The following is an 18,936-nucleotide window of genomic DNA, read 5'->3' as shown; positions in this document are numbered from 1 at the left end:
GGTCGTCCGTCACACTGTCCAGGGGTTTGTCCATCCGAAGGTCGGCCGTCTCCTTGCCAGTGGCAGTGCTGGCGCAGATCCGTCCTGCCCGAAGACAGACGTTCCCCCATGAACCGCGCGACGCCGCATCTCCGGCGTCCACCGCATCCCACCCCGCGAACGTGACGATCGCGATCGCCCCTCTCGGTGGGGCAGGACGGAGGGGAATATAATCAAGTTAGGGATGCAGTCAATGAGGAATAGGAAAAAATGTTTGGGTGCTGTCTTGCCGCCCCACACTGTCATTCCCCGGCGAACCAATTGGTTTGCCGGGGAATGACAAGTGTGGCGTCCGGCAAGCGCTAGTCGCGCGCCGGAATGACGAGCGGGACGCGATGCGCTCATCGCATATGTGCTCATCGAAGCACTGTCGTCGCGGTTCTGCTACTCGAACTATCGCTCGACAAGATGCGCGCGCGAGACTGCAGGTTCAAACCGATCGGCGAAATACTGCGTTTCGTTGGCCACCCGTCCTTCGCGGAACTCCATGATGCTCACCGCGTAGGATGGTATACCGTCATAGGTCAGGATGAATTCGGTGACCCATAATTCGCCATTGCCGATAATCCGCCGAACCGTAAAACGTTTCTCATTTGGCTGGACAAGTCGGCTCATCTGAATGTTGTGCCGACCGCGGATGCGTTCTCCCGATTGGGGATAATAAAGCATCGCATCCTCATGGTAGATGTCATGTTCGATATCGAAATCGTTCGCATCCGATGCAGTCCAATGACGCTCCAGGGCGGCCCGTACATCGTCCATCTCAACCTCCTGCGATAGGCCTCAGGTTGGCGGCTTGGCTTGGTGCAGAGGGGAAGGAGAGCCGAACCTCTCCACAACGACAGACAGTCGCCTTACCGGCAAATTAGCATGGAAAAGCTCGCGAAGATTTTCTTGTTCGCTGTTTCCGCGCGATAATCCTCGAAGACTTCTCTCACGCCGACGGTCTACAGATCGGGCCAGGGACAACACAAGGACACGCCCATGCTCACGCTTCATCATCTCAACGACTCCCGCTCGCAGCGGATCATCTGGCTGCTGGAAGAACTCGGCGCACCCTATGATCTGACAACCTATCAGCGCGATGCGCAGACGCGGCTGGCGCCGCCGGAATTGGAGGCTGTGCATCCGCTCGGCAAGTCGCCGGTCATCGTCGACGGCGATGTGACCATCGCGGAATCCGCAGCCGTCGTCGACTACGTCATCCGCCGCTACGGCAAGGGCGCAATGCGGCCCATGGAAGGCAGCGCTGAGTACGAGGCCTATCTCGAATGGCTGCATTATGCCGAGGGCTCGGCGATGTTGCCGCTGATGCTCAATCTCTACGTGTCCCGCCTGAAGGAGGCCGGCGCGCCGCTGCAGCCGCGGGTCGACAGCGAGATAGCCCGGCATCTCGGTCATGCCGACCGCGCGCTGCAGGGCCGCGCGTTCTTCGTTGGCGACAGCCTGACCGGCGCGGATATCCAGATGAGTTTCGTGGCCGAGGTTGCCGGCAGCTTCGACCGGCTCAAGGCCTATCCCGATCTGGCCGCCTGGATCGGCCGGATGCATGCCCGCCCGGCGTTCCAGCGCAGTATCGAGAAGGGCGGGGTATACCGGCTGGCGAAATAGGGCGATTGGGGTCTTGGACGCGCTGGCTCCACACTCGTCATTCCGGGGCGGGAGCGGCGCCGAAGGCGGCGAACCCGAGCCCGGAATCCCGAGCTGTTTTGCGCTGAACATGTCGGGATTCCGGGCTCGAGCTCTCAGCTTCGCTGAGATCTCGCCCCGGAATGACAGTGAGAGTACCGATCGGCATGTGCAATCGCCGCATTTACCCCGCTGCCTAAATATCGCGCCCTGAGGCGCAAAACCTTGGCCCCGCCAGCCAGATATGGTATTCGGGGCACCGTTTCCTGATCGCCACTCGTGACCGTCCGCACGCCGAAAGAAGGCCGCGGCGGTGGAGATATTGCCCTATGACCACTTCGGCCAAAACCGGCTCCGCGCCCGACTCGTTCTTCTCCGCCACGCTTGCTCAGGCCGATCCCGAGATTGCCGAGGCGATCAAGGGTGAACTCGGTCGCCAGCGTCACGAGATCGAGCTGATCGCGTCGGAAAACATCGTCAGCAAGGCGGTGATGGAAGCGCAGGGCTCGGTGATGACCAATAAATATGCCGAGGGCTATCCGGGCGCGCGCTATTATGGCGGCTGCGAATTCGTCGATATCGCCGAGAACCTCGCCATCGAACGCGCCAAGAAGCTGTTTGGCGCCCAGTTCGCCAATGTGCAGCCGAATTCCGGCAGCCAGATGAACCAGGCGGTGTTCCTGGCGCTGCTGCAGCCGGGCGATACCTTCATGGGTCTCGACCTCGCGGCCGGCGGCCATCTCACCCACGGCTCGCCCGTCAACATGTCCGGCAAGTGGTTCAAGCCGGTGCACTACACCGTGCGCAAGGACGACCAGATCCTCGATATGGATGCGATCGCCAAGCAGGCCGAGGAGGTGAAGCCGAAGCTGATCATCGCCGGCGGCTCGGCCTATTCGCGGTCGTGGGACTTCAAGCGCTTCCGCGAGATCGCCGACAGCGTCGGCGCGTATCTGCTCGTCGACATGGCCCACTTTGCCGGCCTCGTCGCCGGTGGCGTCCATGCCTCGCCGGTGCCGCATGCCCATGTCACCACGACGACCACGCACAAGTCGCTGCGCGGTCCGCGCGGCGGTTTGATCCTCACCAATGATGAGGCGCTGCACAAGAAGCTGAACTCGGCGATCTTCCCGGGTCTGCAGGGCGGCCCGCTGATGCATGTCATCGCGGCGAAAGCCGTGGCCTTCAAGGAAGCGCTGCAGCCGGACTTCAAGGTCTATGCCAAGAACGTTGTCGAGAATGCCAAGGCGCTGGCCGAAACGCTTCGTGCGCAGGGCTACGACATTGTCTCGGGCGGCACCGATAACCACCTGATGCTCGTCGACCTCAGGCCGAAGGGCCTGAAGGGCAACGTCTCGGAGAAGGCACTGGTCCGCGCCGGCATCACCTGCAACAAGAACGGCGTGCCGTTCGATCCGGAAAAGCCGTGGATCACCTCGGGCATCCGTCTCGGCACGCCCGCCGCCACCACGCGCGGTTTCGGCATTGCCGAATTCAAGGCAACCGGCGAGATGATTGCCGAAGTGCTGAGCGCGGTGGCGCAGTCCGGCGACGGCAGTGCGCCGCTGGTCGAAGCGGCCGTGAAGGAGAAGGTCAAGGCGCTGACGGATCGTTTCCCGATCTATCAGTAAGGCCTGCTACGAGGCGGAGACCTGCGCGGTCAGAAGGTCGCGCAGGAACGAGTGTCTGGAAGGTTCTCTGGAATGCGCTGTCCGAACTGCAATAGCCTCGATACGCAGGTGAAGGACTCGCGTCCCGCGGAAGATTCCGCCGTGATCCGCAGGCGGCGCGTCTGCGTCACCTGCAACTTCCGCTTCACCACCTTCGAGCGCGTGCAACTGCGCGAACTCACGGTGATCAAGCGCAATGGCCGCCGCGTGCCGTTCGACCGCGACAAGCTGGTCCGCTCGCTGTCGATCAGCCTGCGCAAGCGCCCGGTCGATCCGGAGCGCGTCGAGACCATGGTGTCGGCCATCGTGCGCGAGCTGGAAAGCGGCGGCGAGGCGGAGATTTCGTCGGAGACCATCGGCGAGATCGTGATGGAGCATCTGCGCGGGCTCGATGACGTCGCCTATGTGCGCTTCGCCTCGGTCTATCGCAATTTTCGCGAGGCCAAGGACTTCGAGGCGGTGCTCGGCGAATTGCATGCCGACGACGACGGCCGGCCGGTGGTCGTCCGAAAATGATCTTCCGTATCCTGGAAGATCAATACGCGCAAAAATCCCAAGAGGCGAAAGCAACCGACCTGCGCTTCATGCAGCTGGCGCTGACGCTTGGCCGGCGCGGGCAGGGCCGGACATGGCCCAATCCCGCGGTCGGCGCGGTCATCGTGAAGGATGGTGTTATTATTGGCCGCGGCTGGACGCAGCCCGGCGGCCGTCCCCATGCCGAGCCTGTCGCACTTGCGCAGGCCGGCGAGGCCGCACGCGGTGCCACGCTCTATGTGACGCTGGAGCCATGCTCGCATTTCGGCAAGTCGCCGCCTTGCGCGGATGCGATCGTCGCTGCGGGCATCGCGCGCGTCGTCGCGGCGATTGAAGATCCCAACCCGGACGTGGCGGGGCAGGGCCATGCACGGCTGCGGGCGGCGGGCATCAGGGTCGATGTCGGGCTCTGCGCCGAACAGGCCGCACGCGATCACGCCGGACATTTCCGCCGCGTGCGCGACAAGCGCCCGCACGTCGTGCTGAAGCTCGCGGTGTCGCCGGACGACAAAATCGCGGCAGCCGGTCACAAGCCTGTCGCCGTCACCGGCGAGATGGTGCGATCGCGCGTGCATCTCTTGCGGGCGCAATGCGACGCCGTGCTGGTCGGCATGGGCACCGTCATCGCTGACGATCCTGAACTGACCTGTCGCTTGCCGGGCATGATGAAGCGCTCGCCGGTGCGCGTGGTGCTCGACCGTGCGCTGCGCATTTCCGGTAACAGCAGATTGGTGCATTCGGCGCGTACGACGCCGCTGTGGGTGATGACCTCCAGCCTGTCGGAAGCGCCCGCCGCGATGGCGCTGGGCGCGGCCGGCACGCAGGTGCTGCGCGTGCCGACCACGACCGCGCCGCCGCCGGGGCTAGATTTGCTCGCCGTGCTGCATAGCTTGTCGGAGAAGGGCATTACGAAGCTGCTGGTGGAAGGCGGATCGAGAGTCGCGGCGTCTTTCGTGACGGCGGGACTGGTCGACGAGGTCTGGCTGTTTCGCGGGCCGAAGGAGATCGGCGAGGGTGGCATCGCCGCGCTGGATGCATTGCCGCTATCGGCGATCACCGGGTCGCCGGGCTTCGTGCAGCGTGCTAGCGAGACGATCGAGAAAGATACTCTGACCATCTACGAAAGAAGCTAATGTTCACCGGCATTGTCACTGACATCGGCGAGATCGAGAGCCTGCAGCAAATCGCACAGGGCCAGCTGCACCGGCTGCGCATTCTCTGCGATTACGATCAGACCACCATCGCCGATGGCGCCTCGATTGCCTGCAATGGCGTCTGCCTCACAGTGGTCGGCTCCGGCGTGGCCAACGGCAAAACCTGGTTCGACGTTGACGCTGCCGCCGAGACGCTGGGCATGACCACGGCGAAGCACTGGAAGCTGGGCACCCGCCTCAATCTCGAACGCGCGCTGAAGATCGGCGACGAGCTTGGCGGCCATATCGTCGCCGGCCATGCTGACGGCATCGCCACCATCGTATCGCGCGAGAACCTGCCGGACATGGCGCGGATTACCTTCCGCACCGCGCGTGAACTGGCGCGGTTCATCGCCACCAAGGGCTCCATCACGCTGGATGGCGTGTCGCTGACGGTGAATACCGTCGATGACGTGCAGTTCGCCGTGTTGATCATTCCGCACACGCTGAGCGTCACCACGCTGGGCAAGGCGTGGAATGAAGGCAGCGAGGTCAATATCGAGGTCGACCTGATGGCCCGCTATGCGGCGCGGCTGACGGAAATGCCGGTTTAAGGCTCCGACCTCTCGGCCGTCATGGCCGGGCTTGTCCCGGCCATCCACGTCTTCGTGCTCGGCCAAGACGTGGATACCCGGCATGCGCCGGGCGTGACGGCGCTAAATTGCCAAGTATTGCCCTTGGCTTCACTGCCCGCGACGACTACAAACACGCGTTGTTGACAATCTTCATTCTTGGAGATGTTCAACGTTTTTAACAGGTTGAGATATGGCAGACGCGCGACGCGCTCATTTGCAGGACCAGACCGACATCACGGGCGCGCGCGTCCTGATCGTCGAGGCGCGGTTCTATGACGACATTCAGGATGCACTGCTGGAAGGCGCGATCGTTGAGCTGAAGGCAGCCGGCGTCACCCATGACGTGTTGACGGTGCCCGGTGCGCTGGAAATTCCTTCGACCATCGCGATTGCGGTCGATGCTGCCGCGAAAAGCGGCAAGCCTTATGAAGCGGCAATCGCGCTCGGCTGTGTGGTACGTGGCGAGACGTTCCATTTTGAGATCGTCTCGATGGAGTCGTCGCGCGGGCTGATGGCTCTGTCCGTCGATCTGCGGCTGCCCCTCGGCAACGGGATCATCACGGTGGATACCGACGAGCAGGCCTGGGCGCGCGCGCGCGCCGGCGAGTTGAACAAGGGCGGCGATGCGGCCCGTGCGGCACTGTCCGTGCTGCGCATCAAGCGCCGTCTGGCGAAGGCTTGAGCCGATGTCTGAGAAGAAAACGGCTGACAAGAAATCGTCCGACAAGAAAGCCGACCTCAAGAAGCCGGTCCCCAAGGGTGATCGCAAGGCTAACCGGCGCGGCGCCGCGCGTCTCGCCGCCGTGCAGGCGCTATATCAGATGGATGTCGGCGGCGCGGGCATCAACGACGTCTTCGCCGAGTTTGAGAGCTTCTGGCTCGGCAGCGAGATCGAGGGTGACCAGTATCTCCCCGCCGAGGAGGCGTTCTTCCGCGACATCGTGTCCGGCGTGGTGCGCGACCAGAACAAGCTCGATCCGCTGATCGACGACGCGCTCTCCAGAGGCTGGCCGCTGCAGCGGATCGAGGCGATCCTGCGCGCGGTGATGCGCGCCGGCGCCTATGAGCTGGAACACCGCAAGGACATTCCCGGCCGTGTCGTGGTGTCGGAATATGTCGACGTCGCGCATGCCTTCGTCGAAGGCGACGAGACCGGCATGGTCAATGCGGTGCTCGATCAGATCGCCCGGCAGTTTCGCGCGGAAGAGTTTTCGCGCGCAGGACACTGACCATGTCAGCCGGGTCCAACGCATCCGGCGAAGACACCCTGATCGCGCGCTACTTCAAGCCGCTTGCGACTGATCCCGGTGCGTTCGGGCTGACCGACGACGCCGCGGTGCTCAAGGCCGACGGCGAGGACATCGTCGTCAACACCGACGCCATCGTCGAAGGCGTGCACTTTCTCGCCGACGATCCCCCGGACACCATCGCGCGCAAGGCGCTGCGGGTGAACCTGTCAGACCTCGCCGCCAAGGGCGCAGTGCCGGCTGGCTTTGTGCTGACGCTGGCGCTGCGGACACATGATGAGGCGTGGCTGGCGGAATTCGCGCGCGGTCTCGGCGAAGACATCGCAACATTCGGCTGCGCATTGCTCGGCGGCGATACGGTCTCGACGCCGGGACCGCTGATGGTCTCAGTCACCGCCTTCGGACGCGTTCCGGTGGGCAAGATGGTCCGGCGTCACGGCGCGGCGGTGGGGGACCGCGTGGTCGTGAGTGGCACGATCGGTGATGCCGCGCTTGGCCTTGCGGCGCTGAAAGGCGGCGCGGTCGCGACGGCGCTGGCCGGTGACAGCAACGCGCGTGACGCGCTCGTGGCACGCTATCGCGTGCCGCAGCCACGCAACGCGCTGGCATCGGCGGTGCGCGATTTCGCGACGGCGTCGATGGATGTCTCCGACGGATTGGCCGGTGATCTCGCCAAGCTCTGTGCCGTTTCGGGGGTGTCCGCCGTCATCGATGCATCGGCTATTCCGCTGTCGGATCCGGTGGCAGCACTGCTGGATCGCGGTGTGATCGGTCTCGAAACGGTCGTTGCCGGCGGCGACGATTACGAAGTCCTCTGCACCATTCCTGAGAATCGCACGACCGGTTTCGTGCAGGCCACGCACCAGGCGGGCGTGCGGGTCGCGGTTATCGGGACGATTGTTGCAGGTGCGTCATCGCCGCGCTTCGTCGACCAGGCGGGCAGGGACATCGTGTTGAAGCGCCTGTCCTACAGCCACTTCTGACTAGCTCTACACGTCAAAAAGCGCGGGTCTAACCTCTCCCCGCATCTTGCGCGGGGAGAGGTCGCGCGCAGCTTGCGCGCGGGTGAGGGGCGGGGCACGCAGTTTGACCAAGTAATGCTGTTGCTGGTTCGGAACGATCCGAAGCTGCCGACCAGGGGAGGGGCCGCTGCCATGCCCCTCACCCGACCCGGCTTCGCTGCGCTACGCCGGATCGACCTCTCCCCGTGCAGAACGGGGAGAGGTTAAGAGCCCCTCCAAAAATCCTGCATTAGCCCATTGGCAGCGTTGCACGCCGATACCGATTTTGCCATGCTCATCAAACGAGAGGCCGTCCTCACGTGCTGGGCAGGCCTCCTTTTTATGCGCCAACTAACAAGGCGCCGGGCAGGAAGGACTGAGGCAGATTCCATGACAGCATTGTGGGTGATCGTGCTCTGCGGGGCACTGTCGATCGTTTACGCGATCTGGGCGACGAGTTCTGTGTTGAAGGCCGATGCGGGTAACGCACGGATGCAGGAAATTGCAGAGGCCGTGCGAGAGGGCGCACAGGCCTATCTGAAGCGACAATATCTCACCATCGGCATCGTCGGCGTCGTGATCTTCGCGCTGCTGGCTTACTTCCTCGGCATGCTCGTTGCCTTCGGCTTCCTGATCGGCGCCGTGCTGTCGGGCGCAGCCGGCTTCATCGGCATGAACGTGTCGGTGCGTGCCAATGTCCGCACCGCGCAGGCGGCGACGATCTCGCTGGCCGGCGGCCTCGAACTCGCCTTCAAGGCCGGTGCCATCACCGGCATGCTGGTGGCGGGTCTGGCACTGCTCGGCGTCACCATCTACTTCGCCTATCTCACGCACGCCCTCGGCCTCGCTGCCAACAGCCGCACTGTCATCGATGCGCTGGTGGCGCTCGGCTTCGGCGCGTCGCTGATTTCGATCTTCGCGCGTCTCGGCGGCGGCATCTTCACCAAGGGCGCTGACGTCGGCGGCGATCTCGTCGGCAAGGTCGAAGCCGGGATTCCCGAAGACGATCCGCGCAATCCTGCAACGATCGCCGACAATGTGGGCGACAATGTCGGCGACTGCGCCGGCATGGCCGCCGACTTGTTCGAGACCTATGCGGTGACCGCGGTCGCCACCATGGTTCTGGCGGCGATCTTCTTCGCGAGCTCGCCATTGCTGGTCAACATGATGACGCTGCCGCTCGCCATTGGCGGCATCTGCATCCTGACCTCGATTGCCGGCACGTTCTTCGTCAAGCTCGGTGCCAGCCAGTCGATCATGGGCGCGCTGTATAAGGGCCTGATCGCCACCGGCGTGTTGTCACTGTTTGGCGTTGCCGCCGTGATCTACTGGCTGATCGGTTTCGGTCCGCTGGCCGGCGTGAAGTATACGGGTCTGGCGCTGTTCGAATGCGGCGTCGCCGGCCTCGTCGTCACGGCGCTGATCATCGTGATCACCGAATACTACACCGGCACCGACTATCGGCCGGTGAAGTCCATCGCGCAGTCGTCGGTCACCGGTCACGGCACCAATGTGATCCAGGGTCTGGCGATCTCGATGGAGTCGACGGCGGGCCCGGCGATCGTCATCATCGCCGGCATTCTCGTCACCTACAGCCTCGCGGGTCTGTTCGGTATCGCGATTGCCACTACGACGATGCTGGCGCTGGCCGGCATGATCGTAGCGCTCGACGCCTTCGGTCCAGTCACCGACAATGCCGGCGGCATTGCCGAAATGGCCGGATTGCCGAAGGAAGTCCGCAAGGCCACCGACGCGCTCGACGCGGTCGGCAACACCACCAAGGCGGTCACCAAGGGCTATGCCATCGGCTCGGCTGGCCTCGGCGCACTGGTGCTGTTCGCGGCTTACAATGAAGACCTCAAATTTTTCATCGCCAATGCCGCGAAGTATCCGTACTTCAAGGATGTGCTGCCGGACTTCTCGCTGACCAATCCGTATGTGGTGGTCGGCCTGCTGTTCGGCGGTCTGCTGCCCTACCTGTTCGGTGCGATGGGCATGACGGCGGTGGGCCGTGCAGCCAGCGCCATCGTCGAGGAAGTGCGTCGTCAGTTCCGCGAGAAGCCGGGCATCATGCAGGGCACCGACAAGCCGGATTACGGCCGCGCGGTGGATCTGCTGACCAAGGCAGCGATCAAGGAAATGATCATCCCGTCGCTGCTCCCGGTGCTGTCACCGATCGTCGTCTACTTCATCATCTACGCCATCGCCGGTGGTGGCGCAGTCGGCAAGTCGGCGGCATTCTCGGCGGTCGGCGCCATGCTGCTCGGCGTGATCGTCACGGGTCTGTTCGTGGCGATCTCGATGACCTCGGGCGGCGGTGCCTGGGACAATGCCAAGAAGTATATCGAGGACGGTCATTTCGGCGGCAAGGGCTCCGACGCCCACAAGGCCGCGGTGACCGGCGACACCGTCGGCGATCCCTACAAGGACACGGCGGGCCCCGCGGTGAACCCGATGATCAAGATCACCAACATCGTGGCGCTGTTGTTGCTGGCGATCCTGGCGCACTAGACGGCCGAGAGCACGAATGCAAAAATCCCGCGGCGCAAGCCGCGGGATTTTTCGTTGTTCGTTTGATCAGGTAGGACCACATGCAGCCGTTGCCCCATGGTCGGGTTCGTTTTCGTCATAGTCTCGTAGCCATCGGACTGTTTGTGGCCTGCAGCGCACCGGCCTCGGCCGCCGAGCAATGCCCGGTCTCCGAGGCTGCGATCTCGAAAGCCGGCGGTCTCCACCAGGCGATCATCGCCGCGATGAAGACCGAGTTCAGCTGCGAAGGCGCATACCGGATTCTCGAACTCTGCCAGCTTGGTTCGTCCGGTGATAATGCATTCTCCAGCATCGTGCTGTCGAAATGTGAACCGCGCTTTCTCCCCAAGGCGCTCCCCGCGACCAAGGCCGCCTATGAAAAGGCGCGTGCGAAATGCGATAAGATCGCAGAGAAGAACGAGGGCTCGATGTATCAGAGTCAGGCCGCGATCTGCATCGCGCGCTCCGGGCGGGATTTCGCGCGGAAATACGGGACGAAGAGCTAGGGGGCCTGCCGGCCACCGCGCGTCAGCGTAGATGACACAGAAAAGCCCCGCGATGTGATCGCGGGGCTTTTTGTTGAGTTGGTCGGGCTTACGCCGCCTTGCTCTGCTTGCCGTCCTGGATGGCGCGCCAGATGCGCTCGGAGGTCAGCGGCATGTCGATATGCGTGACGCCGTAGTCACTGAGCGCATCGACCACCGCATTGACGATGGTGCAGAGCGAGCCCGCGCAACCGGCTTCGCCGCAGCCCTTGGTGCCCAGCGGGTTGGTCGTCGCCGGCGAGGGATGATCGCCGACCAGCATCAGCGGAATGTCGCCGGCGCGGGGCATCGCGTAGTCCATGAACGAGCCGGTGATCGGCTGGCCCGACGCGTCATAGCTGACTTTCTCCATCAGCGCCTGGCCGATGCCCTGGGCCACGCCGCCATGCAACTGGCCGGCGACGATCATTGGATTGACGATGGTGCCGAAGTCGTTGACCGCCGCGTAATTGACGATGGTCAGCACACCGGTGTCGGGATCGATCTCGACTTCGGCGACATGACAGCCGTTCGGGAATGTCGAGGGCACGTCCGATGAGGTGTGGTCGACATCGAGCGAGGAGGGTACGCCGTCCGGCATCTTGCCCTCGCGCACACGCTGCGACAGTTCCATGATGTCGATGGAGCGGTCAGTGCCGGCAATGGTGAAGCGGCCGGCCTTGAACTCGATATCAGCTTCGGATGCTTCCATCAGATGTGCGGCGGCAGCCTTGCCCTTGGCAATGACGAGATCCGAGGCCTCGACGATGGCCTGGCCCGATGCGGTAATCGAACGCGAGCCGCCAGTGCCATTACCCATGCGCACGAGGTCGCTGTCGTTCTGCTCGAGCCGGATGGCCTCGAACGGCACGCCGAGCTGTGCCGACAAGACCTGTGCGAAGGGCGTGGCGTGACCCTGGCCGTAATCCAGCGTGCCGGTGGTCAGCGTCACGGTGCCGTCATCGCCGAAGGTCAGTTTGCCGAGTTCGCCTGACGGCGGCGCGGTGACTTCGAGATAGGAGCCGACGGCAATGCCGCGGAGCTTGCCGTTCTTGCGGCTATCTTTCTTGCGCTTGGCGAAGCCGGCGTGATCGGAAATTGCCAGCGCCTTGTCGAACACGCCCTGGAAATCGCCGCTGTCATAGGTGACGCCTGAGGCGGCCGCGAAGGGCAGTTGCGACGGCTTGATGAAGTTGCGCTTGCGCAGCGTGAAGCGATCGATGCCCATCTCATCGGCAGCGCGGTCGATCAGCCGCTCCATGAAGTAGTTTGCTTCGGGGCGCCCGGCGCCGCGATAGGCGCCCATCAGCGTGGTGTTGGTGAGCACGCATTTGATATCCACCGACAGCAGCGGCGTCTTGTAGACGCTGGCGAGATTCTTGCCGGTGTTGAGCGACAGCGGGCTTGGCGACACGCCGGTGATATAGGCGCCGAGATTGCCGTAGCCATTCAGGCGCACCGCGAGAAACTTGCCGTCCTTGTCGAGGGCGAGTTCGGCATGGATATCCTGCGCGCGGCCCTGGCTGTCGGACAGGAAGCTGGAGGAGCGCTCGTCGAGCCACTTCACGGGCTTGCCCAGTTCCTTCGCGGCATGCAGCAGACAGATATATTCGGGATAGCTGATGTTCTTCATGCCGAACGATCCGCCGACATTGCCGGTGAGGATGCGGACCTTGTCGGGCGCGACGTTGAGCTGCTTGGCCAGCGTATTGCGATTGCCGGCGACGCCCTGGGTCGGCACCTGGATCACGTAGCGGCCGCCGGATTTCTCAAAGGTCGCCAGCGCGCAGCGCGGCTCCATGGACACCACGGCGACGCGGGTGTTCTCGATGTCGAGCTTGGTGACATGGGCGGCAGAGGCGAATGCCGCCTCGACGGCGGCGGTGTCGCCATAGTGATAGTCGAGCGCGACATTGTTCGGGATGTGGTCGTAGAGAACAGGCGCGCCGGGCTTCGTTGCGGCCTCGCAATCGGTGACGGCGGGCAGGGCGTCGATGTCGAGGACGACGGCTTCGGCGGCATCGCGGGCCTGCGCGACTGTTTCAGCCACCACGAAGGCAACGGGGTCGCCGACATAGCGCACCTTGTCGGTCATCAATGCATGGCGGTTGGTCTGGAACAGCGGGGTGCCGTCCTGGCTCTTGAGCGGCAGGCCGCAGGTGAAGGGGCCGTAATTGGCGGCTTCGAGATCCCGGCCGGTCCAGACGCCGCGGACACCCGGCATCGCCCTAGCAGCCTCGGAATCGATGCCGCGGATCACGCCATGGGCATGGGGACTGCGGACGATCCAGGCATAGAGCTGGCCGGGCAGGTTGATGTCGTCGGTATATTTGCCTTTGCCGCGGACGAGGGTGTCGTCCTCCTTACGGCGGACAGGCTGGCCGACCCCGTATTTCTGCATGGCGATGGCGTTATCGACGGGCGAGCCGGTAAAATCTTGCATGATGAATCCATCAAATGTGGATGATTCCAGGATTTGGCGCGGGGGCGCGCCCCTGTAAGTCCCTGAGATAAGGCAGCGTGACCTGTACGACAACGGACGATTGGGCATGGGGGTGCGCCAAGGTTGCGCTGATCCTGTGCCCTGCTAAACTTTCCGTGAAAGATATTTCCAAGAAGGTTTCCACGCGGGCCGGAACGGTCGCGGAAAGACAGATTGAATGGATGATGACACGCGGCTTCGCGGCGGCCATGGGCCGGGCGAGGGTGTGCAGGGATTGGTTGCGGCATTGGCCGACGGCGGGCGCGAAGCCGCATGCGCCAACACCTATGCCGCGCTCGATCTCGGAACCAATAATTGCCGTCTCCTGATCGCCTGTCCTACGGGCGACAGTTTTCGCGTGGTCGATTCGTTTTCACGGATCATCCGGCTGGGCGAGGGCGTCTCGACATCCGGCGTGATCAGCGACGCCGCGATTGCCCGCGCGATCTCGGCTCTCAGCATCTGCCGCGACAAGATCCGCGCGCGGGACGCACAGCGGCTGCGGCTGATCGCAACCGAGGCCTGCCGCGCGGCCTCGAATTCGGACGCGTTTCTCGACCAGGTGGCGCGCGAAACCGGCATCACGCTGGAGATCATCGATCGCGAGACCGAAGCGGCGCTGGCTGTGATTGGCTGCTCGCCGCTGATCGATCCGCAGGGCCGCGGTGCCATCCTGTTCGATATCGGCGGCGGCTCGTCGGAACTGGTGCGCATCGAGCGTGATCCCCATGATCCCAACGGCAAACCGCTGATCAAGGCGTGGATGTCGATCCCGCTCGGCGTGGTGACGCTGGCCGAGAAATTCGGCGGCAAGCATGTGACCCGGGACAGCTACACGCAGATGATTGCGGAGGTCGCCAGACACGTGGCGCCGTTCGCCGCCGAACATGCCGGCGATCTCGACGGCATGCATATGCTCGGCACCTCGGGCACAGTGACCACGCTGGCCGGCGTCTATCAGGGGCTGGCGCGCTACGATCGCCGCCGCATCGACGGCATCTGGCTCAGCAATGCCGAGCTCGACGAGACCATCGCCAGGCTGCTCGACATGACCTACGCGGAACGCGCCGCCAACCAGTGTATCGGCCCCGACCGTGCCGATCTGGTGCTGTGTGGCTGTGCCATTCTGGACGCCATCCGCAATGCGTTCCCGCTGCCGCGGCTGCGTGTGGCGGATCGGGGGCTGCGCGAGGGCATGCTGGTGGAAATGATGCGCGAGGATGGCGCGATCCGCGCCTCCTGAGCCCGATTTCCCCGATTCAGAGCGAATATTCGGGTTTCCCGCCATGCCGTGCTAAGGGAAACGCGAATAGCTGAAAGCAAGCACGAGACCATGGCCAAAGACACCACCGGACGCCTGCGGATCCAGGTCAAGAGCGCCGGCAGAATGAAACTGTCGTCGAAGCTCTGGCTCGACCGCCAGCTCAATGACCCCTATGTGCAACAGGCCAAGAAGGATGGCCTGCGCTCGCGCGCGGCCTACAAGATCATCGAAATCGACGACAAGTACCGCTTCTTGAAGCCCGGCCTGTCCGTGGTCGATCTCGGCGCTGCGCCTGGCGGCTGGAGCCAGATCGCGGCGCGGCGCGTCGGCTCGGCCGAGGGCAAGGGGCAAGTGGTGGCCATCGATCTCCTGGAAATGCCGGAGATCGTCGGCGTGACTTTCGCCCAGATGGACTTTCTCGACAATGATGCGCCCGACAGATTGAAGGCGATGATGGGCGGGCTCGCCGATGTGGTGATGTCCGACATGGCGGCCAACACCACCGGTCACCGCAAGACAGATCAGCTGCGCATCGTCGGTCTCGTCGAGGACGCGGCAGCCTTCGCCGCCGACGTGCTCAAGCCCGGCGGCACCTTCGTCGCCAAGGTGTTCCAGAGCGGCGCCGACGCCACGCTGATGACCCAGCTGAAGCGCGACTTCGCGACGGTGAAGCATGTGAAGCCGGCCGCGAGCCGCAAGGACTCGTCGGAGCGCTATGTGCTGGCCATGGGTTTTCGCGGCGTGGCAGGTGATCACCGGCTCGGTGAGCACGACAACTAGGTCGTGAGCGCATACGCGACTCTAAGTTCGATTTGGTGGAGCGCTCGATCTCACTTGTGTGATGGCAACACCGGAGATGGCGAGCAGCGCCCCGACAATCAATGTTGGAGTGATATGCTCGTCAAGGAACAGCACGCTTGAAATCAGGGCAAAGACCGGAAGAAGCAAACCGAATGGCGCCACGCGGCCCATGGTGCAGCGAGCGATGAGCCAGAACCAAAGGCTAAATCCAACAATTCCTCCGATGAAAACGGTGTAGGCGAGCGCGAGCCAACCACGTTCATCCGCCGTGACGAGGGACGTCAATTGTCCATCTTCAAGGACAAACGACATCAGCATCACCTGTGGCACCGTGAAAAGAGAGGACCACCCCGTCAACATCAAGGGGTCAAAGGGTCCGTGCCGCTTCGTTAAGACGTTGGCGACCGCGAAGGCGAGTGCTGCCCCGACCACCAGCAGAATCGGAATAGCGTTTGCAGACAGACCAGGCCCCACTGCAAGCACGACCACGCCGAGAAATGCCAGCAACACCCCACTAGACGTTATGAGAGACGGTCTCTCCGCGAGCAGCGGCCAAGCCAAGAGGATGGTGAAGGGCGTGGCGAGTTGATATGCGACGGCCGAAACACTTCCGGAGCCGAGCGCGAGGCCGACATAGAAGAGGCCGAAGTTCAGCCCACCAAGAAAGACCGAGATCGCGGCGACAGGGCTGAGTTCCTGACGTGCAGGCTTTTTGACGAACGGAACGAGCAGCAATGCCATAGCCAGAAAGCGCAGGCCAAGGAAGAAAAGCGGCGGAAATTCCACAATGCCCACCTTGATGACCACGAACTGATAACCCCAAAGCAAGGGTACCATCACCGCGCAGACAATCTGGATGAGCGACATGACACTTTCCATTCAAGACTGTTCGGTCCAGATATAGGTGCGCTCAACCAGCCACGCCTTGACGCGTTACCTGATGAAGCGTTCGAGAAGAGCGTCAACGGTGGCTTGCGATGTGCTTCGTGTCGGACGTGTTTTACCTACGACACGCAGCCCCTCGACGAAGCAGACCAGCAGTCGCGCCGCGCTTGCGGGCTCGACACCATGAGCCAACTCGCCTGCGGCCTTCGCGCGCGACAGCGCATTGGCTACTTTGGTCTCCATAGCTTTGAAAAAGCCGCCGATGCGGCGATCGACTTCCGGGTCGCGGCCACCCAACTCCATGGCTGTCGCGACCAGCAGGCATCCGCGGCGACCATTGGCGCCACTCGTCCGATCGACGTAACCAGCAAGGTAGGCCCGTAGGCCAGCGACTGGCGCGCCACGCGGGTCGAGTTCGATGTCGATTCGTAGCAGGGCGTCGGCAATGTAGCGATCGAGCGCACGCAGGAAGAGTCCGCGCTTGTCACCGAAGGCGGCGTAGAGACTGCCACGCGAGAGGTTCGTCGCTTGAAGAAGGTCCGGAAGCGCCGTGGCATGATAGCCGCGCGACCAGAACACGTTCATGGCGCGCTCGATAGCAGCTTCCGTGTCGAAACCTCGGGGGCGGCCGCGCGGCAACCGCACAGGGGAATGATGTTCCATTGGTGATATATGGACCGATTGGTCATTAATTGCAAATGACAGCTTAAGGTGATGGGAGGGGGAGTTTGTGACAGGGCGCGCTTTGAGCGATCTGTCGGCTCTCGTCATCTTACGGTCGGATGATTTACTTCCCGCTCTCGCACTTCGGCGACAGCATCGGCACGTTCGGCCATGACCAGTTTCGCCAGGATCCATCACGCTCGACGCAGGCCGGCGGTGTTTTAGCGGCAGCCGGATCGGTCTGCGCTTTGGCGTCCTGCGCGGTCACCTGCTCAACGGGCGCGGGCGCGGGCGGAAATCGCCTGTTCACATATTCGAACGACATGACGCCGGCGATGATCGTGAGGACGATCGTCGCGATGCCGATGGCCCATTGCGAGCGCGTCACAACTCACCCCAGCTTCTGATCCCTTGCATCTGCGGTGCCTTCGCTGGCCGCCTTGACGGCGGCTTTTGCCTCGCCCTTGCGGCTGGCGATATCGATCACCTTGCGGCCGGAGATTTCGTGGCCGGCGTCGTCCGGCATCTGCCAGAAGAACCAGGCCGAGGCTGCCGAGATCACGGACACCACGAGGAAGGCCGGTGCAAAATCGGCGGCCGACAATTCGGTCATGCCGCGCATCAGCATGGTGGATTCCACAGAGAATGCACCGATCGCGACGCCGGCGGAGATCGACAGCTGCTGGTTGACGCTGACCAGCGTGGTAGCGCGGCTCATCTGTGCTGTCTCCACTTCGGCATAGGCAACCGTGTTGATCGCGGTGAATTCGAGCGAGCGGAAGAAGCCGCCGACCACCAGGATAATCAGGATCAGCATCAGCGGCGTGGTCACCGTGAACAGCGCACAGGCGGCAAGGAATACCGAACTCACCACGGCGTTGACGGTCATCACATTGCGGAAGCCGAAGGCGCGGATGATGCGCGCCGCCAATGTCTTCATGCCCATGGCGCCCACCGCCGAGCCGAAGGTCACCATGCCCGACTGGAACGGCGACAGGCCGAAGCCGACCTGCATCAACAGCGGCAGCAGGAACGGCAATGCGCCGATGCCAAGCCGGAACAGGAAGCCGCCGATGATGGCGGCGCGCAAGGTCACCAGCCGCATCAGCGAGAAGTCCAGCACCGGGGACGCGGTGCGCCGGGCATGGATCACGTAGAGGGTCATCGACACCGTGCCGATGCCGACCAGTGCGGCGACGATCGGCCATGGCAGCAGATTGAGGCCCGCGACCGATAGGCCGAAGGCGATGCCGGCGAGGCCGACGCCGGCCAGCACCAGACCCAGCAGATCGAAGCGCTCCGGATCCTCCGAGCGGATCGGATCGATGAAGCGCAACGCCAGATAGATGCCGAGGCAGCCGATCGGGATATTGATCAGGAAGATCCAGTGCCACGAGAAGTAGGTGGTGATGAAACCGCCCAGCGGCGGTCCGATCACCGGGCCGATCAGCGCTGGCACCGTCATCCAGGCCATGGCACTGACGAGCGAGCTCTTGTCGATGGAGCGCAGCAGCACGAGGCGTCCCACCGGCGTCATCATGGCGCCGCCGAGGCCCTGGATGATACGGGCGATGACGAAATGGGTGACCGATTGTGACAGCGCGCAGCCGATCGAGCCGATCATGAACACGCCGATGGCGATGGAGAACACGGCGCGTGCGCCGAACCGGTCGGCGGTCCAGCCGGAGGCCGGAATGAACACCGCGAGCGAGAGCAGGTAGGAGGTGATCGCCAGCTTTAACGTCAGCGGGCTGGTACCGATATCGGCGGCGATGGCCGGCAGTGAGGTCGCGATCACCGTGGAGTCCATGTTTTCCATGAACAAAGCGGAGGCGACGATGAGCGGGATCAGGCGTTCTTTATTCATGAAATTATTGATGATTCTTACGAGTGCCCAAGC

Annotated in this window: 18 protein-coding genes; 12 read left to right on the top strand and 6 right to left on the bottom strand. The window is 63.3% G+C overall.

Annotated features, from left to right (window positions below):
* Positions 1–432: 432 nt before the first annotated feature.
* Positions 433–801, bottom strand: coding sequence for a nuclear transport factor 2 family protein (locus HP556_RS05730; protein WP_175366229.1), 369 nt, complete (start codon positions 799–801; stop codon positions 433–435).
* Between the two features lie 222 nt (positions 802–1,023).
* Here HP556_RS05730 and HP556_RS05725 point away from each other — a divergent pair, with 222 nt between their 5' ends.
* From HP556_RS05725 to HP556_RS05680, 10 genes are all read left to right on the top strand, one after another.
* Positions 1,024–1,650, top strand: a complete 627-nt coding sequence (locus HP556_RS05725; protein WP_175366228.1) for a glutathione S-transferase family protein — start codon at positions 1,024–1,026, stop codon at positions 1,648–1,650.
* Between the two features lie 347 nt (positions 1,651–1,997).
* Positions 1,998–3,299, top strand: coding sequence for a serine hydroxymethyltransferase (gene glyA / locus HP556_RS05720; RefSeq protein WP_175366227.1), 1,302 nt, complete (start codon positions 1,998–2,000; stop codon positions 3,297–3,299).
* Positions 3,300–3,371: 72 nt separating this feature from the next.
* On the top strand, positions 3,372–3,854 hold the full coding sequence (nrdR, locus tag HP556_RS05715) for a transcriptional regulator NrdR (protein WP_068732542.1): 483 nt from the start codon (positions 3,372–3,374) through the stop codon (positions 3,852–3,854).
* The gene (gene ribD, locus HP556_RS05710; protein ID WP_175366226.1) at positions 3,851–5,005 is read left to right on the top strand and encodes a bifunctional diaminohydroxyphosphoribosylaminopyrimidine deaminase/5-amino-6-(5-phosphoribosylamino)uracil reductase RibD; all 1,155 of its coding nucleotides are present in this window, start codon (positions 3,851–3,853) and stop codon (positions 5,003–5,005) included. The genes nrdR and ribD overlap by 4 nt, the downstream gene beginning before the upstream one ends.
* On the top strand, positions 5,005–5,619 hold the full coding sequence (locus HP556_RS05705; RefSeq protein WP_175366225.1) for a riboflavin synthase: 615 nt from the start codon (positions 5,005–5,007) through the stop codon (positions 5,617–5,619). Before ribD ends, HP556_RS05705 begins: the two co-directional genes overlap by 1 nt.
* Positions 5,620–5,830: 211 nt before the next feature.
* The gene (gene ribH / locus HP556_RS05700; protein ID WP_175366224.1) at positions 5,831–6,322 is read left to right on the top strand and encodes a 6,7-dimethyl-8-ribityllumazine synthase; all 492 of its coding nucleotides are present in this window, start codon (positions 5,831–5,833) and stop codon (positions 6,320–6,322) included.
* Positions 6,323–6,326: 4 nt separating this feature from the next.
* Positions 6,327–6,869 carry a transcription antitermination factor NusB gene (nusB, locus tag HP556_RS05695; RefSeq protein ID WP_093761462.1) on the top strand — a complete coding sequence of 181 codons (543 nt, stop codon included), beginning with the start codon at positions 6,327–6,329 and terminating at the stop codon, positions 6,867–6,869.
* Positions 6,870–6,871: 2 nt separating this feature from the next.
* A complete protein-coding gene (gene thiL, locus HP556_RS05690; RefSeq protein WP_175366223.1) occupies positions 6,872–7,870 on the top strand; it encodes a thiamine-phosphate kinase in 999 nt (332 codons plus the stop codon).
* Positions 7,871–8,278: 408 nt separating this feature from the next.
* On the top strand, positions 8,279–10,399 hold the full coding sequence (locus HP556_RS05685; protein WP_120292179.1) for a sodium-translocating pyrophosphatase: 2,121 nt from the start codon (positions 8,279–8,281) through the stop codon (positions 10,397–10,399).
* A 143-nt stretch (positions 10,400–10,542) separates the two neighbouring features.
* Positions 10,543–10,923, top strand: coding sequence for a hypothetical protein (locus tag HP556_RS05680; RefSeq protein WP_231080399.1), 381 nt, complete (start codon positions 10,543–10,545; stop codon positions 10,921–10,923).
* A gap of 88 nt (positions 10,924–11,011) precedes the next feature.
* Here HP556_RS05680 and HP556_RS05675 read toward each other — a convergent pair whose 3' ends face one another.
* Positions 11,012–13,384, bottom strand: coding sequence for a xanthine dehydrogenase family protein molybdopterin-binding subunit (locus tag HP556_RS05675; RefSeq protein WP_175366222.1), 2,373 nt, complete (start codon positions 13,382–13,384; stop codon positions 11,012–11,014).
* Positions 13,385–13,601: 217 nt separating this feature from the next.
* Between HP556_RS05675 and HP556_RS05670 the strand changes: the two genes are divergently transcribed.
* On the top strand, positions 13,602–14,666 hold the full coding sequence (locus HP556_RS05670; protein ID WP_175366221.1) for a Ppx/GppA phosphatase family protein: 1,065 nt from the start codon (positions 13,602–13,604) through the stop codon (positions 14,664–14,666).
* Between the two features lie 90 nt (positions 14,667–14,756).
* Positions 14,757–15,467, top strand: coding sequence for an RlmE family RNA methyltransferase (locus HP556_RS05665; protein ID WP_068730972.1), 711 nt, complete (start codon positions 14,757–14,759; stop codon positions 15,465–15,467).
* A gap of 21 nt (positions 15,468–15,488) precedes the next feature.
* On the opposite strand, the gene HP556_RS05660 is transcribed toward HP556_RS05665, so the two are convergent.
* From HP556_RS05660 to HP556_RS05645, 4 genes are all read right to left on the bottom strand, one after another.
* Positions 15,489–16,355 (bottom strand): DMT family transporter, encoded by an 867-nt coding sequence (locus HP556_RS05660; RefSeq protein WP_175366220.1) that lies wholly within the window; start codon positions 16,353–16,355, stop codon positions 15,489–15,491.
* 66 nt (positions 16,356–16,421) lie between these two features.
* Positions 16,422–16,958 (bottom strand): TetR/AcrR family transcriptional regulator, encoded by a 537-nt coding sequence (locus HP556_RS05655; RefSeq protein ID WP_231080403.1) that lies wholly within the window; start codon positions 16,956–16,958, stop codon positions 16,422–16,424.
* A gap of 202 nt (positions 16,959–17,160) precedes the next feature.
* Complete coding sequence (locus HP556_RS05650) at positions 17,161–17,424, bottom strand: hypothetical protein (protein ID WP_175366219.1); 264 nt, start codon at positions 17,422–17,424, stop codon at positions 17,161–17,163.
* A gap of 3 nt (positions 17,425–17,427) precedes the next feature.
* Positions 17,428–18,903, bottom strand: coding sequence for an MFS transporter (locus HP556_RS05645; protein WP_175366218.1), 1,476 nt, complete (start codon positions 18,901–18,903; stop codon positions 17,428–17,430).
* Between the last annotated feature and the right edge of the window lie 33 nt (positions 18,904–18,936).

Origin of the sequence: Tardiphaga robiniae (assembly GCF_013359755.1) — a bacterium.
Lineage (GTDB): Bacteria > Pseudomonadota > Alphaproteobacteria > Rhizobiales > Xanthobacteraceae > Tardiphaga > Tardiphaga robiniae.
This window is presented reverse-complemented; position numbering and strand designations above follow the sequence as displayed.